Raw genomic sequence first — 19,694 nt, 5'->3', positions numbered from 1 at the left:
GACCCTTTTTCTGAATAGAAAATTCGTTCGTGTTTGTGCTCACAAGTAAACTTGATTTTTGCTTGCAGCCTTTCCTTAAAAGCTATATTTATATATATTACTTTGGCATTTACCAGCCCCGCTTTGGGGATATTTAATGAGAGGCTTTTATGGTTTGCAAAAAAATCCTGTTGCCTGTTTTGGTGGGCTCAGCATTTTTCTTTGGCGCCTGCGGTGACGATGCCGCACCGAGCGCTCCGAATACGACCCCGAGCTCTGCGGTTATCTACCCGACGTTGAGCTCCTCTTCTGTTTATACTCCGCTCCCGACGAGCTCTACTCCGGCTCCGACTTCTTCTGCACCGGCTCCGGCAAGTTCTGCAACGCCGACTCCGACCCCGGCTGGAACTTATGCTCCGCTCGCCACGACTGCAAATCCTGCATATGCAGTGAACCATTATGCATTGTGGAAGAGCTTCCACTTCACGACCGAAGAACAGGAAATGATCACGTACCCGACCCTCGCAACGGAATTTAACGTTGTGTTCCCGGCCGTGTATATGCCGGCGGGCCGTGTCGTTTGGTCTAGCCAGACGGGTTATTACAAGAGCTACTGCTCTGATAACACCACTACGGTCCCGAACATGAAGACCCGTGCTTGCACGGTGTCGGAAGGTATCGGTTACGGTATGCTTTTGGCTTACTTCAATGGTGATGATGACACGTTCCTCCGCTTGTGGAATTACAGCAGAGCTTTTAGGGAATATTCCAACAGAAAGCTTATGCCGTGGATCACCCAGTCGTTCCACTGGACCGAAGTCGATAACTCCAGTGCTACAGACGCCGATGAAGATATCGCGACGGCTTTGATCCTTATGTATTTCAAGTCGGGTAACGCCTTGTACTTGCAAGACGCTATGAGCTTGATCAATGCCATTTGGGATGCCGAAGTGAACCCGACGAACTTGCTCATCTACTCTGGTGACGAAGATATGTGGAAGGGCGCAAATCCGGTTTACAACCTGAGCTACTTCTCTCCGGTGGCACTCCGTCTCTTTGCAATCGTGGACGTTGCTCATAACTGGACTGGCGTCTTGAATGCAATGTATGCTTACATGCAGCAGGTCCAGAACGCTGGTACGGGCGTGTTCCCGGACTGGAGCGATGGTGCTGGCAATGCAATCAAGCCTGCTAACGGTTCTGCAAATACGACCTACTGGCAGTTCAACAAGGAATCTGTGCGTATCCCGTGGCGTATCGCTTGGGACTACTACTGGTACCAGGATACACGCGCTCTCGCAGTACTTTCTACTTTGAACTCCTTCATTTCGAAGAAGGCTAGCGGCAACCCGAATGACATGGCCCTTGCCGTCAACTACTCCTGGAACTTGGCTGTCGGTGCCGACTACACGAGCAATACGGTTGTTCCGTCGCAGTGGTATGGCGCTTGGTGCGCTACGGGCATTGCTGGCAATGCAACATGGCTCTCTACCTGCACGACGGGCTTGAACGCAAAGGTGCCTTCGCTTACGACGCAGAGCTACTTCTCGGATATCTTGCTCACGATGTATTCCGCCTTGCTGAATGGCTTGTTCGTTCGCCCGGCTGGTGTATAATCAAGACGTAGCTTAAATCGCTCTTTATCTGTCGCCCCGCACGTTGTTGCGGGGTCGACTTTTTTTTATTGGAATTTGTATATTCTTCAATATGAAAAAGAACGCAAATACTAAGGCCGCGAAGCCTGTCAAGGCGAAAAAAGCCAAGGCTGAAAATCAAGAAAAAAATGCTGATTCGTTGCTTGTTGCAACAAAAAAAGATTCGACGAATGTCCTTGCGATAGAACCGGATAGTTTGAATGCTCCGGGCGATTTGGATGCAGGTGCTGTTGACGGTGATTCCGTGGAAAATGATGCGGGGATGCCTGCGCTCCCGACGGCAGAACAGCTCGGGATTACGATTACAGCTGGAAACGTAGGGAGTGCAACGAGTGCGCCGCTTTCGGCGACTGTAGGCGATACGATCCACTTCCCGGTGACGGTCTCGTGGAGTGTAAACGGGAGTGCGATTCTCGTGGTGCCGACAAGTTCTGCAAATGCGAAGGGCATTTTGCAGCTGGGCGTGTCGCAGGAATCTAGCCGATCGGTAAAAGACGGCAAGGAAATGGCGCAGATTACGTTCAACTACAAGCTCGTTATGCAGGATACGGGCAACTTGAACATCCCCGCGATGCGTTTTGAAATTCCGACGCCGATGGGGCAGTCGCTTGATTTGCGTAGCGATAGCGTGCCTATACGTGTCGATGCGCCGTTTAATGTGATGCCGTTTATTGCAGGTGGTGCCGTTGGCGTTTGTGTGCTGCTTGCGGCGTTGTGGCGCATGCGCAAGCGTGCTCATTTGCGTGCAGCGACTGCCGCGAAGAATGCGTTTGAGAATGCGTTACGCGAGAAGATGGTCGTCTTGAAGCAGCGCGTGATGGTTGCCGATAGCCGCGAATGGCTCTTGGAACTTGAAGGAATCTGCAAGGAATATGCTCTGCACCAATTTGGCGCGAGTGTTTGCGGAATTGCGGCGAATGCTAGTGATGCGGGAATGCCCGCTGATAAAATGCCCGCCGCCTCCGCGGTGAATCTAGATGCTCTTGTGGCCGATGGCAAACTGGACGGCTGGAAACCTCTGCTCGAGGAATTTGCGCACGCCCGCTACGGCGGCGGCAAGCGTGACAGCTTCGAGAACAAGGAAACCTGGAAACTTGCCATGACGCTCATGGGCATCAAGGAAGAAGATTAGTGATTATCGACAAGTCCAAAATGCAACACCGTGCGGTGGGGCTGGACCTCTTTCGCGTTGTAGCTGCTGTGATGGTATTGCTGTTCCATTGCAATATCCATCACGAAAGCAATTTTGGACCGTTGACGGGATTTGTCTCGATGGGCGCCGTGTTCATGACGGCATTCTTTATGCTCTCGGGCTATGTGCTGTTCTTGACGTACAAGGATAAATCGCTTGTGCAGGCGCCTGCGCTCAAAAACTTTTATCTGAAACGCATTTTCGGGATATTTCCTTTGTACTTGGTTGTGGCGGTGTTGTACGTCGTGATCTTGGGAGAGAAATCGGTGTTCCAGAATCTAGTGCTGTTGCCGATTGAAATCTTGGGATTGCAAAGTGTGTTTTCGACGCTGTTCCCGGTGAGCCATAATGGCGGGACTTGGTTTATTTCTTGCCTGCTGTTTGCGTACTTGGCGTTCCCGCTGATGCAAGAAGTCGTAAAGCAGATGACGACTCGCACGAAGTGGATGTCGCTTGCAATATGCTCGGCGATTTTGTTCTGGTCGCCACTTGTTGTGCATACGTTCAAGACGGACTCGATTTATTCGAACCCGTTTTTCCGTGGGCTGGAATTTTTCATTGGCGTGCTTTTGTGCTCGTTGCCAATCCGCGATGGCATTGCGAAAATCCTTGCGACTTGGAAAGCTTTGCTTGTTGAAGTTTTGCTTTTGGTGGCGGGCGTTTCAATTGCCGTGCGATTGAATATTTTCGTGGGCAATTACATGCTTTACGACTGGATTGTGATTCCGCTGTTTGCTTGCATGATTTTGACGCTGGCAAGCCTCAAGTCGCCACGGCTGCAGAATTCGAAAGTGCTCCGCTACGCAAGTGCAGCGAGTTATGCGTTTTTCTTGGCGCAGACTTTTAATACCGAAATTGAAAATTGGTTGTTTGCTACTTGCGATATTCAAAACAACGTATTGCAAATTGCGGTGTCGGTTGCGCTATGCGCGGTTATGGCAATTGCGTTATATGAACTTGTAGAAAAGCCCTGTGCGAAGGTGCTGAAAAAGAAATTGTAAAGTACGGCTCTACCGGAGAGCCGTTTCAAGGTTTCTTTTGTTGATTTGTTATGCTTGTTTTTACCAAAAACAGGCGTATAAAATGGTAATGATTACCATAATACACAATGCTCCGTAATTGAAGTACTTGTCTGTACGGAACGCAGCTAGATCGATGCCCATAGATTTGATGTCCTCGACTTTGTCTTTTGCGTTTGATCTCAGGTAAATCGAAGATACGAGAAGCATGGTTGCAAAGAAGAATATCGCCTCGAATCCATAATTGCGGCAGTATTCAGAGAACATGGATGCGCAGCCTGTTATGTAGCAGGTCAAAGATGCTGCAAGGAGAATTTTGCTCCATTTCATTTGTGCCCTTATTTGAGATTCTGTCTGAGGAGCGGCTGCTCGGGTGTTTTTGTCGGTGAGCGAAATGCTGATGAACAGAACCGCTAAGCACATAAATACGTAACCCATACGTAACAGGAATGGCACCTCGGGCAAGGTGAACTTGAATATAGTCGACAACACGAACGTGGCGATAGCCGTCACCACAGCGGCACGCCCCGAAGCGCGTTTCCACAAAAGTCCCAGGCTGAAAATGACTACGATTCCAGGGTAAACAAATCCACAGTATTCTTGTATCACTAAAAATGCCTGGTCGGCGCTACCTACAATCGGGTACACCGCTACCAAGGCTGCAATCATTGCGCAAACTGCTGTTAGACGGCCAACGTGAACAAGTTTTTTTTCGCTTGCGTTCTTGTTGATGTATTGCCTGTAAATGTCCATTGTAAAGATGGTGGATGTCGAGTTTATCATGGAGGCAAGCGAGGAAATGACGGCCGCAGAAAGTGCAGCGAAAGAAAGTCCCTTAATGATGATGGGAGTGAAGTTTCGAATCAGGAACGGATATGCGTCATCGGAACGCGTAATGGATCCTACGAGAGTTGCACGGAGAGCTTCGCATTCGGGAGCGTTCATGACGTAATAGGCGCAAACGCCTGGGATACATACGATGAACGGGATAAGAATTTTCAGAAACGCCGCAAAAACCAGGCCTTTCTTGGCTTCGGAAATGGATTTGGCGGCAAGTCCCTTTTGGATAATGAACTGGTTGAAACCCCAGTAACCAAGGTTTGTGAGCCAGAGTCCCCCTACAATCACGACAATGCCCGGAATGTCGAAATAGGGGTCGTTTAAAATAGAAGGGAAGGCTTCGGGATTGCGCGATACGACAAGGTTAAAGTGCCTGTCTGCGACGTCTTGGGCAAGGTAATCCTTGATATGCCCAAGCGCAGAAAGTGCTCCGTCAACACCCGGAATGGTTTCGGCGATAATCGAAAGCACCGCGAAGGTGGTAATAAGACCTCCGCCAATGAGGAAAACAACTTGTATGACATCAGTCCATGCTACAGATGTGAGGCCTCTATAAATAGAGTAGATGGCCGCAATCAAAAACAAGAAAAATATGATTCCAAGTAGTGTGTAGTCTACGCTCATTCCGAGGATAGAACCTTCGAGGGAGGGAAGCCCTAATATTTGCTTGGTCGCCAATGCGCCAAGCCACGAAACGGAGGTCATCTGGATAAATATGTAGAGAAACAGCCAGAAAATAGAGAAAGCGAGGCCAGTGCCCTTGTTGTAGCGGTTTCTCAAGAATTGCGGAATGGTAAAAACTTTGTCTTGGATCATGAGTGGCAAAATGAACTTGGCCAATACCACCAGTGTTACGGCTGCCATCAACTCGTAAGCGGCCATTGCGATTCCAGACTTGTATGCAGTACCTGACATGCCGATAAAATGCTCGGCAGAGATGTTTGCTGCAATGAGAGATGCGCCTACGGCCCACCAGGTAAGCGATCCGCCCGCCAAGAAGTAGTCTTTGGAAGTCTCCTTTTTACCGCGCGAAAGTAAAATGCCCATGATAACAAGGATGATGATATAGAGTGCGAAAACTCCATAATCCCAGCATGTAAAACCGTTGTTGGCGAGTGCTCCCCAGATGCTTTGTTTTTCCATATTATTACCGTTATTTTCTCTTTCTTAAAAAGAAATCTAATAAAAAAAACGGCAAAGAGGATTGCCGTGCATTTTTTTGCAAAAAAGCCTTGATCGCTAGTGGATGTCCATTTTCGAGAAAAGATTCAACACGGCGACGCCTGAAATAATCAGGACGAGCCCGATAATGGCGCCCAAATCCGGCATCTGCTTGAAAAAGAAAATGCCGCTTATTGTAATTAGGGCGATGCCCAGTGCCGACCAGGTGGCGTACGCGATGCCGATGGGGATAGTGCGCAGGCATAGACTCAGCAGGTAAAGCGAGGCGACATAGCAGATAAGCGAGGCTATGGAAGGAATAAGTTTGGTGAATTGTTCCGACATCTTGAGGAACGTGGTGCCGGCGGCTTCTGCAAAAATGGCGAGGATAAGGAATACGTAGTTGAGCATAGGAGTAATATACAAATTAAATTTTTATATTGTGAAAAAAATGAGAGGAATCCATGCCGAGTTCAGAGAAGTATCGTGACCACGTTTTGGAGCAGTTCAATGGGAAGCTGCTTGAAGGAGGTTTCCGCGTGACCACCCGCAAGATGATGGGCGAGTATATCCTTTACGCCGACGGAAAAATCTTCGGCGGAATTTACGATGACCGCTTGTTGGTGAAGCCTGTGGCCGCCGCAAAAGCGATGCTCCCAAATGCAAAATTGCAGTTGCCCTACGATGGTGCAAAGCCGATGCTTCGTGTCACCGCAGAGCAAATTGCAGACAACGGCTTGCTTGTGCGCTTGCTCGACGCCATGCTCCCGGAATTGCCCGCTGTGAAAAAGAAAAAGTAATATCATTTTCCCGGCGTTGGGAAAATGGTTCTTTCCGTCTTGTCTTCCCCGACTTGTTCGGGGATCTCCTTCTTGTATGAAACGTCTGATGAATAGCTGAAATTTGCCGATGGACGACGTTGAATTTTTTTTAATTAAAGCTATTTTATACGTGATGAATCGGTTGGCTCATTTACTTGTTTTGCTTGTGACGGTGATGCTTGCGGGGGGCAGTTCTATAATGCGTCCGCCATCTGCTGCGGCATTCATGAACAGTTACGAAAAAGATGCTGCTGTTGTAAATATGAGCCTTGCGCTGTATGGCGGCGATTTAGATAATAATGATAAGCATTACAATCACCACAAAGATATGAGCGAAAGCCATTCAGAGTGGGTACTTGATTTTTCGGAAATTATTGTTTGGAATAAAGAAATCTTTTCGATTGGTTTGGGCGCTCAATCGGTAACGCCATTTGCGCAATTGGGATTTGTTTCACCATATTTTGGTCTTTCTGCATGGAGCTCTATTTATTCTCCTTTTAATATGGGTAACTATGTGAAGGATGATTTTTGGAAGGACGTTTCATTTGGAACAATGTTGATTCAACAAATTCCTTTTGGAACCAGGGTGAAAATTGGCTTAACGGAGCATTTTTCTAGAAATGGAGTTGAACGATATCTGTCTGAATCAAAAGAGGGATTCATGGCGCTTTCTTTCCCTGAACCGCATCCGCTTTTTTATTATGAGGTAGGAGGTGGATTCTTTGCTTCGTATCAATTAGAAGGGGTCATGCTTGCTTTGGAATTTCGTTATGGTAGAGATTTAGATAATAAACAGAATCGGTTTGCTGTAACTTTGAGCGCTGTTGGTATGAAGGGTAAAAAAAGTGCGAATGAGAAAAAACAAGAAGAAGAGCTCCTGATAAGAATGGAAAAAGAAAGGAATGAGGCAGAAGAAAGACGGAAGGCGAGAGAACTGCAGTCTTTGGAAGAGTACGAAGAACTGCAAAAAAATGAAAACTAGTTAAAAAATCTTGCTGATGATTTGCTCGAGGGCGGCTGCGAAAGCGATTAATGTTATTCCGTAATTGGGGCGGAATTTTTTGATAATCGGGAAAAATACGTTGATGATGTACAAAGTAGATGAAATGAGGTAGCCGGTGGCGATGATGTATGCGGGGAGTCCGTTGCCGGAGTAGAATACGCCGTTGTATGTCTTGGTGGAAAAGATTTCTAGAGAGAAGAAGAAAAGGAAGGACGCAAAGCTTAGGGCGATTTTAAAGTTCCTGAGCCAAAATTCGGGAATGTCCTTGAAAAATTGCTTTTTCTCGTCCCATACATTTCTTCTGAAAAAGGGAATGTAATAGGTATACCATCCGAAAATGCCGATTGTAGGGAAATATTTTACTGTGCCAAAGAATCGCCCGAGATTGAATTTTGTGATAAGCGAAAATCCGTCTCTAGAGAAGAGTATTTCGATTAGGATGTATGCGAATGTGGCTGCAATGATAAAAAGAAAATGCTTGAATCCGTCCTTGTCGGGCAAGGGCTGTTTCTGCTTGGCTGCGATTTTTCGCTTTACGTTGTTGTATCTTTTTTCTCGGTTCTCGAGAATCCTGATGCGAGTCTTGACGATGTTCGGACGATCTGGCGTGGGGTCGTTGATGACATCAAGCAGTTCGTCACGAAGCTTGGGCAGAGGCATCCTGCGGATTTTTGCCTTGTAAATTTGGAGTTCTTCTTCGGTAAATTGAGCCATATTTCGCAATAAATGTAATATACAAAAGATGGGTTTGCTTTTTTCGGGACGAAATTTGTATTTTAATGGGCGTAAAATCTTAGAGGTAAAATAAATGGATATTCAGGAACTTTCGGAAAAGGTGAAGCAGCAGAGTTCTTTTTGCATGAACTTGCTGCGTGAAGTTGAAGATACGGTGATTGGTCAGAAGGCAATGGTCGAAAGCATTCTGACGGGTATTTTGGCAGATGGCCACGTGCTTTTGGAAGGCCTTCCGGGCTTGGCCAAGACGACTGCGGTGAAGGCTTTTGCCGATGCTGTTTCGCTCGACTTCAAGCGCATCCAGTTTACTCCTGATTTGCTGCCGGCAGACTTGCTCGGTACGACGATTTATAACGCCCGCGAAGCAAAGTTCGAAACGCGCAAGGGGCCGCTCTTTACGAACCTTGTGCTTGCTGATGAAATTAACCGTGCTCCGTCAAAGGTGCAGAGCGCTTTGCTCGAAGCTATGCAGGAACGCCACATCACGATTGGCGATGAAACGTTCAAGCTGGACGAACCGTTCTTGGTGCTTGCCACGCAGAACCCGATTGAGCAGGAAGGTACGTATCCGCTGCCGGAAGCTCAGGTGGACCGTTTCCTGTTGAAGGTAAAGGTGAGCTACCCGAACAAGGCCGACGAAATGAAAATTCTCGATGCTGTCTCGGGTGCAGGACTCCGCCAGCCGAAGGCTGTTGCAACGAAGGAAGATATCTTGAAGGCTCGCGAGCTCGTGAAGCAGGTTTATGTGGACGAACGCGTGCGCGAATACATCGTGAACTTGGTCTTGGCAACGCGTGATCCGGGTAGCATCAAGCGTAGTGACTTGGTGGGCTTTGTGGAAGTGGGCGCTTCTCCGCGTGCTTCTATCGGTCTTGCCCAGGCTTCGAAGGCTCATGCGTTTATCCAGGGTCGCGCTTACGTGACGCCGGAAGATGTGAAGGCTGTCGCGATGGAAGTGCTCCGCCACCGCGTAATCCTGAGCTACGAAGCTGAAGCGGAAGAAGTCACTGCCGAAACCGTCGTGCAGAAGATTTTGGATTCTGTTGAGGTGCCGTAATTTTCTGTATTCGCGAGAGTCGTGGACTTTGTTAAAAATGCACCCCGATGGGGGTGCTTTTTTAATGGGCGTGAAGTTCAATAATTATGGCGCCGACGAATATTATCAAGAAGAATAAAAAGAGAATAATTGTTTTGCGTTTCTCTGATTTCCAGTTTTGCTGTAGGTATTTAATGGGAACATAGAGATAATGGAAAAGGTCAATTTTAGGAATGTTCTTGAGTTTTGAGGCGTCTACTTTGTCGTACATATATCCCCAAAGGCCTAGTAGGACGATTCCCAATAGGAAGTAGATGGCTACGCAGATGGCCGATTCAAGATCTGCTATGTTCTCGTTTGGCATGATGCTTAATATACGAAAAAAGCCCCCAGGCGGGGGCTTTGAAGCTTGTTTGTTATGGATTTTTGTATTCACGCAGGAATCCGTCGTCTAGTGCTTTGACGGGGAGCTTTATAACGTTGTTTTCGGAATCAACGATGAGGACTACACCGGTGAGGTAGTTAATCCAATAGTTAAAATCCGGATTCCAATTGATGTCGCGATCATGCTTGTGGAAGCGGAGATCGTATTTGGAATTTTTAACGTCGTCGTGGATTTGTTTGTTGCTGATTGTAACGACAAACGGCACAAGGTACTGGTCATGCGAAATGGCCAAGGTGTACTTGTGCATTTGTTCGTATGTGAAGTAGTTTTCGATGAATGCTTCGATTCTTGTGTCGATGGGGTAGAATGCGTTTTCGCAGTTTTGACGGTTGTTATCGTTGTCGTATTCCTGGTAGGCAATTTTGGAATAAGAACTCCAGCCCCAGCTGGCGTTACCCTTGCAGTTGTTTGCACTTTGATTGGGTTTGACATACCAGGATTCCTTCAGGTTCTGGTTGATTTCAGTAAGGTTTTCGATGCTATGCTTGTGCCAGTCGTTGATGTTTGACGAAACGTTTTCGCCTTTGTTCACGGCGATGATTTGTGCGGTTTCTGCGGTGCGCTTGACGTTGGTGTACATGTAATAGAAGTCGTCGAGGTTGAGCTTTTTGAGTTTTTCGCCGACTTGCTTTGCCTGTGCTCTACCGACGTCAATGAGGCCGTCGTCGTCGCCGTATTTGTTGATGTCGCGTTGGGCGTGGCGCAAGATGATGGCGACTTTTTCGTCAGAGCGGGTGCAGCCGAGAACGTCGTAGAGGGAATTGAATACGTCTGTTGTGGCACGGAGCGTTTTGCACTTTTCGCTGAGCTGTTCAACGCTGGAGCTAGACGGGGTTTCGCTGCTAGAGGAAACGACGCTGCTACTGGAGGGCGTTACGCTACTAGAGGATGCTACGCTGCTGCTAGACGGTGTGACACTGCTAGAGGAAACCTTGCTGCTGCTAGAAGGTGCTGCACTGCTTGAAGAAGCGATGCTGCTGGAGGAAGGAAGGACTGCGTCCTTACCGTTGCGGAGTTCACCGACCTTCTTGTCACCGCAGATGACATCGTATCCGTCGATTTCCTTGTTCTCTTCAACAGTGCAAGAAGTTCCGTCCTTACCGTCGATACCGTTCTTGCCATCCGCGCCATCCTTGCCGTTAGTGAGGAATCCGAGGAATTCGGTACCGCAGTAGACTTCGTATCCATTGACTTTTTCGTTCTTTACGACAGAGCAGGACGTTCCATCCTTACCATCAGTGCCGTTCTTTCCGTCTTGGCCGTCCTTACCGTTGCGGAGCTCACCGACCTTCTTGCCTGCGCAAACGACGTCGAAACCATTGATGTCATCGTTTACTTCGACCGTGCAGGAAGAACCGTCGTTGCCATCTTTACCATCCTTGCCGTTTTCGCCATCCTTTCCATTAAGGAGCTGACCAACTTTCTTGTCGCCGCAGATAACATCGTAACCATTGATTTCCTTGTTCACTTCGACACGGCAAGAAGTTCCGTCTTTACCATCAGTACCATTCTTACCATCTTGGCCGTCCTTACCGTTGCGAAGTTCACCGACCTTCTTGTCGCCACAGATAACGTCGAAACCGTTAATATCCTTATTTTCTACAACGCTGCAGGAAGTTCCGTCCTTACCGTTGGTACCGTTCTTGCCATCAGCGCCATCCTTTCCGTTAGTGAGGAATCCGAGGAATTCGGTACCGCAGTAGACTTCGTATCCATTGACCTTTTCGTTCTTTACGACAGAGCAGGACGTTCCATCTTTACCATCGGTGCCATTCTTTCCGTCCTTGCCGTTTTCGCCATCCTTTCCATTAAGGAGCTGACCCACTTTCTTGTCGCCGCATATAACGTCGTAACCATCGATTTCCTTGTTCTCTTCAACGCTGCAAGAAGTTCCGTCTTTACCATCAGTACCGTTCTTTCCGTCAGCGCCATCCTTTCCGTTGAGGAGCTCGCCGACCTTCTTGTCGCCACAGATGACGTCGAAACCGTTAATATCCTTATTTTCTACAACGCTGCAGGAAGTTCCGTCCTTACCGTTGGTACCGTTCTTGCCATCAGCGCCATCCTTTCCGTTATAGAGTTCACCGACCTTCTTGCCTGCGCAAACGACGTCGTAACCGTTGATTTCCTTGTTCACTTCGACACGGCAAGAAGTGCCATCGTTGCCGTCCTTACCATCGGTACCATTCTTTCCGTCTTGGCCGTCCTTGCCGTTAGTGAGGAATCCGAGGAATTCGGTACCGCAGTAGACTTCGTATCCATTGATTTTTTCGTTCTTTACGACAGAGCAGGACGTTCCGTCTTTACCGTCAATGCCGTTCTTTCCATCCTGGCCGTTTTTACCGTTGTGAATTTCTCCGACTTTCTTGTTACCGCAGATGACGTCGTAACCATCGATATCATCGTTTACTTCGACCGAGCAAGAGGAACCGTCGTTGCCATCTTTACCATCCTTGCCGTTTTCGCCATCCTTTCCATTAAGGAGCTGACCAACTTTCTTGTCGCCGCATATAACGTCGTAACCATCGATTTCCTTGTTCACTTCGACTTTGCAAGAAGTTCCATCTTTTCCGTCTTTACCGTCCTTGCCATCGTCACCCTTGTCGCCATCCTTACCGTTGGCGCCGTTTTCACCATTTTTACCGTCGGCACCATCCTTGCCATTTACGATAGAACCGATTTTTTCATCGCCGCAGAACACGTCGTAGCCGTTGATTTCTGCGTTTTCGGTGACGTAGCAGGATGATCCGTCTTTGCCGTCGGCTCCAGATTTGCCTTCCTTGCCATCTTCGCCATCTTTACCATCGGCTCCATCTTTTCCGTCTTTGCCGTTTAAAACGACACCTACGGAATCCCCGCCGCAGATAACCTTGAGACCACTATCGTCGTCTAGCGGTTCTGTTTTGCAGGCGAGTTCGGACAAGTCCGGGGCGCTTGCTTCACTCACCTCGTCGAGGCAGCCGTAAAGCATGGAAAGTGTGAAGATAGATGTTGTTAAGAGTAATTTGGATTTCATACATTGCTCCCAAATAAGATTTTCGCGCCAAATTTAAAAATTTTGTCCTTACTGCCGAGCTCGTTATGCTCGATTTTCATTGACTATTTGTCCGTTTATGACTTCTTTTGTATATTAAAATCATGAAATTTGTTTTAATTGCTTTTGCTTTGTTTGTTTTAGGTTGTGCGTGCGATAATCCGAGGGGCTGCCCTGCTGTAATCGGCGTTGGCAATAATTCAGATGAAATGCAGCTGAGGAAGGATGGCCGCGATGACCAGTCCGCTCAAATGGCGAAAATGCCTGCGCCTCCGACGGAGCTTGGTACGCCCGAGCCGGTGGACGTCAATGTTCAAAACCAGAATGAACCGATTCCGGTTGATGACAAGCTTGACTTTAGTAAAGTGAAGTAAATCCTAGTATTTATTCCAATGTATAGCGCCTAAAATGTGCGTTTTTTCACCATCTGCGTGCACGGGATGGGGTTATACATTATATTTATGATACTAGGGTATAGCAATGATAAATTTTCTGGATTACGCAAATCATGTGTTCTTTTTTCCGTCGCTGTTGGCGAGCGGTTTTTTGCTTTTTACGCTGGCTGCGCTTAGTGAAAAACAGAACCTGAAGAAAGTACTTTTTTGGGGTGCCGTTTTTTCGTTGACCCCTTACATGATCTATTCGGACTTGATTTATCACGGGATGATGCACTTGCTTGGGTGCATGATGGGCGAGGTCCCGTTACTGCTCGATGTGATTGTGGACTACATGAGCCGCGTCATTCTGATTCCTGTGGCAATTTTTATTTTTGGAAGGACACTCTCGATCCACTGGTCTCCATCGCTGTTCATGCTTTCGGCATCTGTCGGTGTGGGTTACCTCGGCATGGTGGTGGGCAAGACGCAGGTTGGTGCAGCCCTAGTAAACTTGGTTGCAATTTTCATTTGGTGGAAACTCCTTTGGAATGAACTTTTATTTGTCCGTAACACGCAAATCTTTGCGCGCTTTGGGTTCTTGGGCTTTGTCACGTTATTTAGTATGCTAGTGAACCTCGCCATGTATGTGTGCGTGCGCATGATCGAGGTAACTCCTGAATTTTTGAATTACCTTGTCTTTGTATCGTGGTTCTTCTGGCTTACGCTTACCATTGCCGTGAAACTTATCTTTAGAACGGTGCGACTGACGCAACAGGCTGAAATTGCGCGTAACCATGACAAGCTGACGGGGCTCCCGAATGCGCTTCTGTTCTCGAACTACGTGCAGGACTTGCTCTTTAGGAACCCGAGGAAACGCTATGCGTTTGTCGCCTTTGATTTGGAGAATTTCAAGGCCTTTAACGAGAGGTTTGGCTTTGAAGAAGGTGACGGTGCGCTGAAGTTCATGGCGGATACGTTTAAGACGCTGTTTGGCGAGCGCTATGTGACACATGTGTCGTGCGATACGTTCCGCGTTGTAGGTGATGCCGCCGGGATGAAGGCAAAAATCAAGGAAGCGCATGACAAGATTCGTAGCTTCTCGACTCAAGGTGTGCTAGAGCTCAAGGCGGGCGTGTATGTGCAGCGTGTTGAAAATGAAAACGTAGAACGTTGCTTTATGCGGGCTCGCCTTGCCGAAGCGACGACCAAGGGCGTTTACGATGAATATGTCGCCGTTTATGCCGATGAAATGGGCGCCCGTGAACGCTTGAAAATGTACTTGATTGCACACATTGATGAGGCTGTAGAAAAGGAATACATCAAGGTCTTTTATCAGCCCGTCGTGGATATCAATACGAACAAGCTTTGTGGCTTTGAAGCGCTTGCCCGTTGGGATGACCCGGAGCACGGCTTTTTGCCGCCGCTTGATTTTGTCGGCGTTTTAGAAGACGCTCATTTGATCCAGAAATTGGACTTGTTCGTGCTCAAGAAAATTTGCGAAAAATACCGTGTGGAAACGAATTTGGGGAACAAGTGCGTTCCGATTTCGTTCAACCTTTCACGTCTGGACTTTAAGTTGAGTGACATTTATAAGGAACTCACGCGGTTGACTAAAGAATATAACGTGCCGCATGAGATGATCCATATCGAGATTACGGAATCCGTGCTGGACGGTGACGAGGATGGCTATATCCGTGAACAGGTGACGCGTTTCCAAAATGACGGATTTGAAGTCTGGATGGATGACTTTGGTTCGGGATTCTCGTCGTTGAACGTGCTGAAAGATTACGATTTCGACTTTTTGAAAATCGACATGATGTTCTTGCGGAACTTCTCGGAAAAGTCCAAGGTGATTATCCGCGCCATTGTGGAAATGGCTAAGCTATTGCATATTGGCACGCTTTCGGAAGGTGTGGAGATAAAGGAACATCTAGACTTTTTGAAGGAAATCGGATGCGACCGCGTGCAGGGCTATTATTTCTCGAAACCGCTCCCGTATGACGAGGTAATGGCGGTGCTCAAGGAAAAAGGCGTGGAAGTTTAGGACGCGTAAGATTGAGTACAAAAAAAAGCCGCAGCGGAGTGCTGCGGCTTTTTCTATAAAAGGAGATTCCCGCTCAAGGCGGGAATGACAAGCGACTAAGCCTGGTGAGCCTTGAACCACTTGATCAGCCCGTTGGTGGAACTGTCGTGGTGGAGTTCGGCATCGGCCTTTGCGAGTTCCGGGAGGATCTTCTTGGCGAGCTGCTTACCGAGTTCAACACCCCACTGGTCGTAGCTGTTGATGTTCCAGATAACGCCCTGCGTGAAGATCTTGTGTTCGTACATGGCGATGAGAGCGCCAAGGCGTTCCGGGCTCACGTAGTCCATCATGATGGAGTTCGTCGGCTTGTTGCCTTCGAATACCTTGTGCGGAGCGAGGAATGCGATTTCTTCTTCGGACTTGCCGGCGGCGCGGAGTTCTTCCTGAGCCTGGGCGAGAGTCTTGCCGTTCATCAAAGCTTCCGGCTGAGCGAAGAAGTTGGAGAGCAACTTCTGGTGGTGATCGCCAATCTTGTTGTGGCTGTTTGCCGGGGCGATGAAGTCGCACGGAATCATCTTGGTGCCCTGGTGGATGAGCTGGTAGAAGGCGTGCTGGCCGTTCGTACCCGGTTCGCCCCAGAGGATCGGACCCGTCTGGTAGTTCACGCGCTTGGAATCGCGGTCAACGGTCTTGCCGTTGGATTCCATGTCGGCCTGCTGGAAGTAGGCGGCGAGGCGGTGGAGGTACTGGTCGTACGGGAGCATGGCGTAGCTGGATGCGCCAAAGAAGTTGTTGTACCAAACGCCGATGAGGGCGAGGATGACCGGGAGGTTCTTGTCGACCGGAGCGGTCTTGAAATGCTGATCCATTTCGTAAGCGCCCTGGTGGAGCTTCATGTAGTTTTCGAAGCCGATGCGGAGGCTGATGGAAAGACCGATTGCAGACCACAGAGAATAGCGGCCGCCAACCCAGTTCCAGAATTCGAACATGTTTGCCGGGTCGATACCGAATTCGGTAACGGCTTCGGTGTTGGTGGAGAGAGCGACGAAGTGCTTTGCGATAGCGGACTTGTCACCGTTGAATGCCTTGAGAACGGCTGCCTTAGCGGTTTCGGCGTTCGTCATGGTTTCAAGAGTCGTGAACGTCTTGGAAGCAACGATGAAGAGCGTTTCTTCGATGTTCACCTTCTTGAGGGTTTCGGCCATGTGGGTGCCGTCGATGTTAGAAACAAAGTAGACTTCCGGAGAAGTTTCGCCTGCGATCGGCTTTTCTGCATACGGCTTGAGGGCTTCGGTGACCATCACCGGACCGAGGTCGGAACCGCCGATACCGATGTTGACAACGTACTTGATGGACTTGCCGCTCTGGCCTTTCCACTTGCCGCTACGGACGAGGTGGGTGAAGTCTTCCATGTGCTTGAGCACGGCGCGAACTTCAGGCATGACATCCTTGCCATCGACGCAGATCGGATCGTTGCCCTTGTAGCGGAGTGCAGTGTGGAGCACGGCGCGCTTTTCGGTGGTGTTAATCTTTTCGCCAGCAAAGTACTTGGCGCGCATGTCTTCGAAATTGGCGGACTTCAGGAGGTCCTGGAGCTTGGCCATGGTTTCGTCGGTGATGATGTTCTTGGAGTAGTCGAGGAAGAGTCCGCAGGCTTCGGCGCTGAACTTGTCGGCGCGAGTCGGGTCCTTCGCGAAGAGTTCCTTCATCTGCCAAGTCTTGGCGACTTCGGCATGGGCCTCGAGGGCCTTCCATTCCTTAGAATCAGTCAGTTTAGACATAGATTATCCTTTCCGCACACGCGGGTTTTTGTTTCGATGCAAATATAGAAAAAGTGTGCAAGGCGAGTTCATGCGCAAAAGCTTGCTTTTGCATATGCGAGCCGCCGCTACGGACGCCAAAGGCGTCAATAGGCGAGAGCCGCAGCTCTTAAAGATTGTATATTAAACTTATAGCCGTGGGTGTTTCGCGGCGAAGGAGAAATATATGTCTAGAGTTAAAGAAGCTTTATTGTTGGCTATTGGTATTCTCGGGCTTGGCGCATTCCTCTATTGCGCTATGATCCACACGAAAGATAGGGACCGTGTTGTGTCGGTCCGGGGACTCTCGGAACGCGAGGTCAAGGCCGATTTTGTGATTTGGCCTATTGTGTACAAAGAAGTCGGGAATGACCTTTCATTGATTCACGATGCCGTGCAGACGAAAAATGCAACGCTTGCAAAGTTCTTGCGCGATAACGGCGTGGATGCGGCTGAAATCAGTTGGTCTGCTCCGGAAATTGAAGATGCCCAAGGCGAACGCTATGGCGATAACCGCCGTCCGTTCCGCTACATTGCAACTGTGGTGACGACGGTTGCATCGAAGAATGTAGATCGCGTCCGTGAAATCATGGGTAAGCAGGGCGAACTTTTGAAACAGGGAATTGCATTCAGTGGCGATGATTACCGCTACCGCAAAATTTACAGCTTTAATGGCCTGAACGAAATCAAGCCCACGATGATTGACGAGGCGAACAAGAACGCCCGTGCCGCTGCTGAAAAGTTTGCAACGGATTCCGAAAGCAAGCTCGGTAAAATCAAAACAGCAACGCAGGGACAGTTCTCCATTAGCGACCGTGATGAAAATACGCCGTTTATCAAGAACGTGCGCGTAGTGACCAATGTTCAGTACTTCCTGGAGGACTAAAAATGGATACTTCTGTTCTCGACAAGGCTATTGTTTTTGCGGTCAAGGCTCATGCCGGTACGGGCCGCCGCGGAAAAGGCTTCCCCTACATTGTCCACCCGATGGAAGCTGTGGAAATTGTAGCGACCATGACGGATGACCAGGAATTGATGGCGGCTGCCGCTTTGCACGATACCGTTGAAGATACGTCTGTTACTTTGGATGATATCAGTCGCGAGTTTGGACCACGCGTGGCGAAACTTGTGGAAGAAGAATCGGACGTGTTCATGGAAGGCGTGAGCGAATCGGATTCTTGGCATTCTCGCAAGCAGGCGGCAATTGACCGCTTGGCAGGGGCCAGTCGCGATGCAAAGATTGTGGCGATGGGCGATAAGCTCAGCAATGCAAGAATCATTTATCGTGATTTTGTCCAAAAAGGCGATGAACTCTGGAAAATTTTCCACGTGACCGATATTAAGGAACACGAATGGCATTATCGCGGTTTGGCTGCATCGTTGAAAGAACTCGAAGGTACTTTTGCGTATGCAGAATTTACGGATTTGATTGAAAAGATATTTGGCGGTAGAAAGTAATGAACGAAGATTCTGTTGAAAAATATGGATTGAGTCCTGCTGAAACGATGATTCTTGAAGATTATCGTGAAAAGATGCCTGTTTTTGAAAAAATGAGGGATTTTGTCTGTGATTTGCTCAAGAAAAAAGTGGCAGAGAACAATATCTATGTGACTGCCGTTGAAGCTAGAATCAAGGCTGAAGCAAGCCTTGCCGAAAAGCTTGAGCGTAAAAATGGCAAGTATAAGTCTCTGACTGATTTGACGGACATTTTGGGTGCCCGCGTGATTGCGTTCTATAACGACGATGTGGATAAAATTGCAGCGCTTGTCGAGAGCTTGTTTGAAATTGACTGGAAAAATAGCGTTGACAAACGCAAAATGCACGAGCTCGACAGTTTTGGCTATAACTCGTTACACTTTATATGTACCATTCCGAAAGCTTTGTTCGAAGATCCGGAGTGCCCTGAGCTCAATGAAATTCGATTTGAAATCCAGATGCGTACGGCTTTGCAACATGTGTGGGCTACGCTGGATCACGATACGGGTTACAAGTCGGGCTTTGAAATTCCGCATGAATACTTACGCAATTTGAACCGCTTGGCGGGTATGTTGGAACTTGTCGATGAACAGTTCTGCAAAATTCGAACGGAAATCAACAATTACAGATATCATGTGCAGTCGCTTGTGCATTCGGGGCGCTTTGATGAAGTGGCGCTGAACGGCGACTCGTTTACGAATTATCTGAAGTTGCGACCGTTTGACAAGTTGAACCAGCGTATTGCGGCAATCAACCAGGCGGAAATTCACGAGTCGTCGATGATGCCTTTTTTGAAGGCGCTGAAGTTCTTACGCTTTGAAACGCTTGCAGATGTAGATAAACTCATCAAGGAGGATTCCGATGATGCGTACCATTTGGCTGCATTCCAGCTCGCGAATACGGACTTGGATATTATCAACTCGTCGCTTGGCGTGATTAGCCTGCTCGTGGTATACATCTTGAAAAAGGGTGGCGGCGTAGCGGGAATCCGGACGATTCTGGATGACCTTTATGGTGAATCTGCAAGCCACGAAGCTTGGGCAAATCGACTCTACAAGAATGCGCTGAAACTCTCGTTCATGAACCGGTAAAAATGTAT

General features: G+C 48.4%; 16 protein-coding genes. 11 read left to right on the top strand and 5 right to left on the bottom strand.

Features of this window, described 5'->3' with window-relative positions:
- Nucleotides 1–149 precede the first annotated feature (149 nt).
- From B7982_RS07050 to B7982_RS07040, 3 genes are all read left to right on the top strand, one after another.
- The gene (locus B7982_RS07050; protein WP_088660145.1) at nt 150–1,595 is read left to right on the top strand and encodes a glycosyl hydrolase family 8; all 1,446 of its coding nucleotides are present in this window, start codon (nt 150–152) and stop codon (nt 1,593–1,595) included.
- 91 nt (nt 1,596–1,686) lie between these two features.
- A complete protein-coding gene (locus B7982_RS07045) occupies nt 1,687–2,766 on the top strand; it encodes a protein BatD (protein WP_088660144.1) in 1,080 nt (359 codons plus the stop codon).
- Complete coding sequence (locus tag B7982_RS07040; protein WP_088660143.1) at nt 2,766–3,827, top strand: acyltransferase; 1,062 nt, start codon at nt 2,766–2,768, stop codon at nt 3,825–3,827. The genes B7982_RS07045 and B7982_RS07040 overlap by 1 nt, the downstream gene beginning before the upstream one ends.
- A gap of 60 nt (nt 3,828–3,887) precedes the next feature.
- Here B7982_RS07040 and B7982_RS07035 read toward each other — a convergent pair whose 3' ends face one another.
- Together B7982_RS07035 and B7982_RS07030 are read right to left on the bottom strand one after the other, a co-directional pair.
- Nucleotides 3,888–5,828, bottom strand: a complete 1,941-nt coding sequence (locus B7982_RS07035) for a sodium/solute symporter (RefSeq protein WP_088660142.1) — start codon at nt 5,826–5,828, stop codon at nt 3,888–3,890.
- Between the two features lie 96 nt (nt 5,829–5,924).
- On the bottom strand, nt 5,925–6,257 hold the full coding sequence (locus B7982_RS07030; protein WP_088660141.1) for a multidrug efflux SMR transporter: 333 nt from the start codon (nt 6,255–6,257) through the stop codon (nt 5,925–5,927).
- Nucleotides 6,258–6,310: 53 nt separating this feature from the next.
- Between B7982_RS07030 and B7982_RS07025 the strand changes: the two genes are divergently transcribed.
- Both B7982_RS07025 and B7982_RS07020 read left to right on the top strand, forming a co-directional pair.
- Nucleotides 6,311–6,646 (top strand): TfoX/Sxy family protein, encoded by a 336-nt coding sequence (locus B7982_RS07025; RefSeq protein WP_088660140.1) that lies wholly within the window; start codon nt 6,311–6,313, stop codon nt 6,644–6,646.
- Nucleotides 6,647–6,755: 109 nt separating this feature from the next.
- Entirely contained in the window at nt 6,756–7,649 is an 894-nt protein-coding gene (locus tag B7982_RS07020; RefSeq protein WP_088660139.1) for a hypothetical protein, read from the top strand.
- Here the strand turns inward: B7982_RS07020 and B7982_RS07015 are convergent, their stop codons facing one another.
- Nucleotides 7,650–8,384, bottom strand: coding sequence for a hypothetical protein (locus tag B7982_RS07015; protein ID WP_088660138.1), 735 nt, complete (start codon nt 8,382–8,384; stop codon nt 7,650–7,652).
- Between the two features lie 94 nt (nt 8,385–8,478).
- Here B7982_RS07015 and B7982_RS07010 point away from each other — a divergent pair, with 94 nt between their 5' ends.
- Nucleotides 8,479–9,462 (top strand): MoxR family ATPase, encoded by a 984-nt coding sequence (locus tag B7982_RS07010; RefSeq protein WP_014545931.1) that lies wholly within the window; start codon nt 8,479–8,481, stop codon nt 9,460–9,462.
- A 395-nt stretch (nt 9,463–9,857) separates the two neighbouring features.
- Here the strand turns inward: B7982_RS07010 and B7982_RS07000 are convergent, their stop codons facing one another.
- Nucleotides 9,858–12,902: a histidine phosphatase family protein gene (locus tag B7982_RS07000; RefSeq protein ID WP_088660136.1), complete on the bottom strand. Its 3,045-nt coding sequence runs from the start codon at nt 12,900–12,902 to the stop codon at nt 9,858–9,860.
- A 122-nt stretch (nt 12,903–13,024) separates the two neighbouring features.
- Here B7982_RS07000 and B7982_RS06995 point away from each other — a divergent pair, with 122 nt between their 5' ends.
- Entirely contained in the window at nt 13,025–13,294 is a 270-nt protein-coding gene (locus tag B7982_RS06995) for a hypothetical protein (RefSeq protein ID WP_088660135.1), read from the top strand.
- Between the two features lie 106 nt (nt 13,295–13,400).
- Nucleotides 13,401–15,341, top strand: a complete 1,941-nt coding sequence (locus B7982_RS06990) for a GGDEF domain-containing phosphodiesterase (protein WP_088660134.1) — start codon at nt 13,401–13,403, stop codon at nt 15,339–15,341.
- A 95-nt stretch (nt 15,342–15,436) separates the two neighbouring features.
- Here B7982_RS06990 and pgi read toward each other — a convergent pair whose 3' ends face one another.
- Complete coding sequence (gene pgi, locus B7982_RS06985) at nt 15,437–17,101, bottom strand: glucose-6-phosphate isomerase (protein WP_088660133.1); 1,665 nt, start codon at nt 17,099–17,101, stop codon at nt 15,437–15,439.
- 205 nt (nt 17,102–17,306) lie between these two features.
- On the opposite strand from pgi, the gene B7982_RS06980 reads away from it, so the two are divergent.
- From B7982_RS06980 to B7982_RS06970, 3 genes are read left to right on the top strand one after another with little or no spacing between them, the layout of a single operon-like run.
- Nucleotides 17,307–18,005, top strand: a complete 699-nt coding sequence (locus B7982_RS06980; protein ID WP_088660132.1) for an SIMPL domain-containing protein — start codon at nt 17,307–17,309, stop codon at nt 18,003–18,005.
- Nucleotides 18,006–18,007: 2 nt separating this feature from the next.
- Nucleotides 18,008–18,577: an HD domain-containing protein gene (locus B7982_RS06975; RefSeq protein WP_088630141.1), complete on the top strand. Its 570-nt coding sequence runs from the start codon at nt 18,008–18,010 to the stop codon at nt 18,575–18,577.
- Nucleotides 18,577–19,686 (top strand): GTP pyrophosphokinase family protein, encoded by a 1,110-nt coding sequence (locus B7982_RS06970; RefSeq protein WP_088660131.1) that lies wholly within the window; start codon nt 18,577–18,579, stop codon nt 19,684–19,686. The genes B7982_RS06975 and B7982_RS06970 overlap by 1 nt, the downstream gene beginning before the upstream one ends.
- Nucleotides 19,687–19,694: the final 8 nt, after the last annotated feature.

This window comes from Fibrobacter sp. UWB2, from assembly GCF_002210425.1.
GTDB classification, from domain to species: domain Bacteria; phylum Fibrobacterota; class Fibrobacteria; order Fibrobacterales; family Fibrobacteraceae; genus Fibrobacter; species Fibrobacter elongatus.
The sequence above is the reverse complement of the archived record's forward strand: the minus strand, read 5'-3'. Positions and strand labels throughout refer to the sequence as shown.

Coding starts and splice junctions, on each gene's coding strand:
- B7982_RS07045 (WP_088660144.1), top strand. CDS start 1,687: ATGAAAAAGAACGCAAATACTAAGGCCGCGAAGCCTGTCAAGGCGAAA.
- B7982_RS07015 (WP_088660138.1), bottom strand. CDS start 8,384: ATGGCTCAATTTACCGAAGAAGAACTCCAAATTTACAAGGCAAAAATC.
- B7982_RS07035 (WP_088660142.1), bottom strand. CDS start 5,828: ATGGAAAAACAAAGCATCTGGGGAGCACTCGCCAACAACGGTTTTACA.
- B7982_RS07025 (WP_088660140.1), top strand. CDS start 6,311: ATGCCGAGTTCAGAGAAGTATCGTGACCACGTTTTGGAGCAGTTCAAT.
- B7982_RS06970 (WP_088660131.1), top strand. CDS start 18,577: ATGAACGAAGATTCTGTTGAAAAATATGGATTGAGTCCTGCTGAAACG.
- B7982_RS06980 (WP_088660132.1), top strand. CDS start 17,307: ATGTCTAGAGTTAAAGAAGCTTTATTGTTGGCTATTGGTATTCTCGGG.
- B7982_RS07000 (WP_088660136.1), bottom strand. CDS start 12,902: ATGAAATCCAAATTACTCTTAACAACATCTATCTTCACACTTTCCATG.
- pgi (WP_088660133.1), bottom strand. CDS start 17,101: ATGTCTAAACTGACTGATTCTAAGGAATGGAAGGCCCTCGAGGCCCAT.
- B7982_RS07010 (WP_014545931.1), top strand. CDS start 8,479: ATGGATATTCAGGAACTTTCGGAAAAGGTGAAGCAGCAGAGTTCTTTT.
- B7982_RS06990 (WP_088660134.1), top strand. CDS start 13,401: ATGATAAATTTTCTGGATTACGCAAATCATGTGTTCTTTTTTCCGTCG.
- B7982_RS07050 (WP_088660145.1), top strand. CDS start 150: ATGGTTTGCAAAAAAATCCTGTTGCCTGTTTTGGTGGGCTCAGCATTT.
- B7982_RS07030 (WP_088660141.1), bottom strand. CDS start 6,257: ATGCTCAACTACGTATTCCTTATCCTCGCCATTTTTGCAGAAGCCGCC.
- B7982_RS06975 (WP_088630141.1), top strand. CDS start 18,008: ATGGATACTTCTGTTCTCGACAAGGCTATTGTTTTTGCGGTCAAGGCT.
- B7982_RS06995 (WP_088660135.1), top strand. CDS start 13,025: ATGAAATTTGTTTTAATTGCTTTTGCTTTGTTTGTTTTAGGTTGTGCG.
- B7982_RS07020 (WP_088660139.1), top strand. CDS start 6,756: ATGGACGACGTTGAATTTTTTTTAATTAAAGCTATTTTATACGTGATG.